This is a genomic window from Streptomyces sp. NRRL S-495, assembly GCF_000966955.1.
In the GTDB taxonomy this organism is placed as follows: Bacteria; Actinomycetota; Actinomycetes; order Streptomycetales; family Streptomycetaceae; genus Kitasatospora; species Kitasatospora purpeofusca.
In genome coordinates, this window is record NZ_JZWY01001187.1 from 1 (window position 1) to 3,818 (window position 3,818).

4 protein-coding genes are annotated in these 3,818 nt (G+C 72.6%); 3 read left to right on the forward strand and 1 reads right to left on the reverse strand.

Annotated elements, in window-relative coordinates:
• Positions 1 to 192: 192 nt before the first annotated feature.
• Positions 193 to 936: a hypothetical protein gene (locus tag VR45_RS48170; RefSeq protein ID WP_199926104.1), complete on the reverse strand. Its 744-nt coding sequence runs from the start codon at positions 934 to 936 to the stop codon at positions 193 to 195.
• Between the two features lie 786 nt (positions 937 to 1,722).
• Between VR45_RS48170 and VR45_RS40405 the strand changes: the two genes are divergently transcribed.
• From VR45_RS40405 to VR45_RS47710, 3 genes are read left to right on the forward strand one after another with little or no spacing between them, the layout of a single operon-like run.
• On the forward strand, positions 1,723 to 2,838 hold the full coding sequence (locus tag VR45_RS40405; RefSeq protein ID WP_045944965.1) for a sensor histidine kinase: 1,116 nt from the start codon (positions 1,723 to 1,725) through the stop codon (positions 2,836 to 2,838).
• On the forward strand, positions 2,832 to 3,482 hold the full coding sequence (locus VR45_RS40410; RefSeq protein ID WP_234326659.1) for a response regulator transcription factor: 651 nt from the start codon (positions 2,832 to 2,834) through the stop codon (positions 3,480 to 3,482). Before VR45_RS40405 ends, VR45_RS40410 begins: the two co-directional genes overlap by 7 nt.
• A 40-nt stretch (positions 3,483 to 3,522) precedes the next feature.
• Positions 3,523 to 3,678: a hypothetical protein gene (locus VR45_RS47710; protein WP_159394553.1), complete on the forward strand. Its 156-nt coding sequence runs from the start codon at positions 3,523 to 3,525 to the stop codon at positions 3,676 to 3,678.
• The last annotated feature ends 140 nt before the right edge of the window (positions 3,679 to 3,818 follow it).

The window sequence follows — 3,818 nt, forward strand, 5'->3', positions numbered from 1 at the left end:
CACGACTCCGACTGCACCTCCGCCCCCGACTCCTGGCGCGCCACCCTCGCCGCCCTCCCCCTCCTCGCCGCCCCCTGCCACACCCGGGGCCTCACCCTCGGCCCCCTGCGGGACCACGCCGTCCGGGGCGGCTGAAGCACCGAAAGGCCCGGCCCGGCCGCGGGGCGGCCGGGCCGGGCGGTCGGACCCGCGCTACGAGCGGGTGGTCGGCCGGGCCCAGCCCTCCAACTCGTTGAACGCCGCGACGAAGGACGGCAGCATCGGCTTGTACGTCTTCGCGTCGATCACGACCAGTCCGTCGGTGTGGGTGCCGCCGGGGACGTGGACGTAGCGGTGCAGCGGCGCGCGACCCGCGGCCGTGACCATCCGGTCGTAGACGTCGCCGAAGGTGGCCGGCGGGGTCAGCGCGTCCAGCGTGCCCTGGATGCTGATCAGCGGGCGCTTGATGTCCCCGGTCAGCGAGATCCGTTCGACCGCCCGGTGCACCGACTCGGGGCGCGAGGCGAAGTCGTAGTCGGTGTCGCAGCCGGGCGTGCTCCCCGGCGGGCAGAACGGGGTGCCACCCTGCCGGTCGCCGTCGTAGTCGGGGTCGACCTCCTCGCGGACGACGCGCTGCAGGAGGTCCCACTGCTTGTTGTAGTGGTAGCCCCACTGGCTCTCGGAGTCCTTCGGATAGCCCGCCGCGAGGATCTCGTCGAGGGCCGAACGGTCGCCCTTCGCCAGCCGGGGGTAGGCGCGCAGGGCCGGCGGGAGGGTGGCCAGCAGGCCGCCGTCCTGGGTAAAGACCAGGGCGTTCCAGTCGATGCCGCCGGTGTAGAGCTCGGGGTAGTGCTCCAACTGCCAGCGGACCAGGTACCCGCCGGCCGAGAGCCCGGCGGCGTACGTGACGCCGGGCGCCCGCCCGTAGTGCTGCCGGGCGACCTCCTTTGCGGCCACGGTGAGCTCCGCCACCCGGCGGTGCCACTCCATGATGGCGTCGCCGGGTCCATGATGGCGTCGCCGGGCCGGTCGCCGTCCCGGTAGAGCTCGTCGCCGGTGTTGCCCTTGTCGGTCGCGGCGTAGGCGTAGCCCTTGGCGAGGACCTGGTCGCCGATGATCGGATCATTGGCGTACTGCCTGCGGGTCCCGGGCGGGCCGGCGACCACGAGACCGCCGTTCCAGTGCTTGGGCAGCCGGATGACGAACTGGCTGTCGTGGTTCCAGCCGTGGTCGGTGTTGGTGCTGGAGGTGTCGGGGAAGTACCCGTCGACCTGGACCCCGGGGACCCCGGACGGCAGGACGGCGTTGTCCGCCAGCAGCCCCTTCCACTCGTTCTCCTCGGTGTGCCCGGTCAGCCTGGTCCCCGTGCTGGTCAGGTCGGCCAGGCAGCTGGAGACGGAGTGCTCCGCCCCCGGGACCCGGACGCGGGAGCACCGGTCGCCCTGGTCGGCGGCCCCCGCCGGAACGCTCAGGGCGGTGGCGAGCAGCAGCGGTACGACGGCGAGACGGCGAAGCATGACGCCCTCTTCTCGATCGGGAATGTGACACCCCGGAATCTAGGAACCGCAGGTCATCGCGGATAAGTGCGGGACGGCCCGATCGGCTGTGACCGGAAGGCACATGACCTTCGGCCACATTCCGCACGCGTTCCCGGAGCGGCGGCGGAGCCGTGGCGACCGCCGCGTACGCTGCGCGCTGGAGAGGTCTCCCGCCCTCCCACCTTTTCGCACCCGAGGAGAACCGATGCCACGCCCCGTGCCCTGGATACCCGCCGTCCTGTACGGCGCCGTCCTGCTCGGGGGCGTCTACTACGCCGTGATCGGCCCGGGGCCGGGGGCCAGGACCGCCGGGTTCGTCGGCCTGCTCGGCGCCCTGATCGCCCTGGACGGGTGGGACCGGGGCTGGGACCGGTGGCGGTGGCGCGGCCGGCGGATCGCCCCGGGCCTGGTCCTCGCGCTCAGGGTGCTGCTGCTCTGCGCGGTCACCGCCGTCGACGTGTCCGGACTGTCGCGGGTGCTGTTCGTCCTGGTGCCGTTCCTGGCCTTCTTCGCGTACGGATCCGCCGCCGCCGTCGGCCTCGGCGTGGGCTGTGTGGCGGCGCTGGCGGGCGCGTTCACCCTGTGGGTCCCGCACTGGCAGGTGCGGGCCGAGTACATCTCGGACCTGCTGATGTTCGCGCTGGGAGTCGTCCTGGCCGTCGCGATGGCCGCCGTGGCCGTCCGCGAACAGCAGGCCAGGGCCCGGCTGGAGGGCACCCTCGCCGAGGTCGCCCAGCTGTCCGCGGCCCGGGAGCGCAACCGGCTGGCCCGCGAGATCCACGACAGCCTCGGCCACCATCTGACCGCGATCGGCGTCCAGTTGGAGATGGCCGAGGCGTTCGCCGCGCTCGACCCGGAGGCTTCGACCCGGGCGGTGTCGCACGCCCGCTGGTCGGCGAACCGCGCCCTGGACGAGGTCCGGGCCTCCGTCCGCACCCTGGGGCCCGAGTCGGAGGCCGAACCGGTCGTCCTGTCCCGCGCGCTCGCGGACCTGGTCCACCACCTGGACGGCGGGAGCCGCCGCATCACCCTGGAGACCTCGGGCGTCGAACGCAGACCGCTGCTGGTCCTGTACCGGGCCGCGCAGGAGGGCCTCACCAACGCCTGCCGCCACTCCGGCGCCACCGAGATCGGGGTGGACGTCGTCTACGACGAGCGCGGCGCCCGCCTCCGGGTGGCCGACAACGGCACCGGGTTCGACCCCGCCGAGGAGGGGTTCGGACTGGCCGGACTGCGCGAACGCGTCCGGCTCGCGGAGGGAACGGTGGCCGTCGACACCTCCGCCCACGGCACGGTCCTCACGGTCGGCGTCCCGTGGTGACCGGGCCGGTGGACGCGGAGAGCGTGGACACGCCGGTACGGGTCCTGGTCGTCGACGACCAGGACCTCGTCCGGGAGGGCATCGCCGCCCTCCTCGGCATCCAGCCCGGCATCGAGGTGGTCGGCAGCGCGCGCGACGGCGCCGAGGCGCTCGACACGGCGGCGGCCCACCGCCCCGACGTGGTGCTGATGGACGTCCGGATGCCCGGGGTCGACGGCGTGGCCGCGACCGCACTGCTGCGCCGTGGCCTGCCCGGGTGCAAGGTCGTGATGCTGACGACCTTCAACGACGACGACTACGTCACCCGGGCCCTGCGGGCGGGCGCGGTCGGCTACCTCCTCAAGAACCTGCCCGCTGCCGAACTGGCGCGGGCCGTCCGGCTCGCCCACACGGGGGTGGCCCAGTTCGACCAGACGGTGATCGCCAACCTGGCCGCCGGCCTCCCGGCCCCCGACCTGCTCACTCCCCGCGAGACGGAAGTCCTCCGCCTCGTCTCGGCGGGCGCCACGAACAAGGAGATCGCCTCCCGCCTCTACCTCAGCGAAGGCACGGTGAAGAACCACATCTCCCGCGTCCTCAGCCGCCTCGGCCTCCGCGACCGCACCCAGGCCGCCCTCTACGCCAGGGACAACGGCCTCATCTGACCCCTCCTCGGCCTGCCCCGCGTGAGCGGTGTCAGGAGTGGTGGCAGCCGAAAGCGCGGGTGAGACTCGGTACCTGGAAGACGAGGAGGTCGCCGAGCGTTTCCTCGACGACCTTGCGCAGATCCTCCCTTCGACCCTGTCCGCTGATCTCTCGCGGGAGCTGATCAGAAAACACATGGAAGGAATGGCAAGTTGAGCTCCACCCCTGAACCGAAGGCCGACCTCTACGCACGGCCCGTTGGCTTATCAGTGTCCTTTGCCCCGGGTGGGTCGAGGCCAGTGCGTGGGTGGTGTCAGGTCAGGCCGACTCGTTCCAGGGCTGTTTCGAAGCCGGTG

Excerpts from the sequence above, each read along its gene's own strand:
- VR45_RS40405 (WP_045944965.1), top strand. The coding sequence starts at position 1,723 with ATGCCACGCCCCGTGCCCTGGATACCCGCCGTCCTGTACGGCGCCGTC.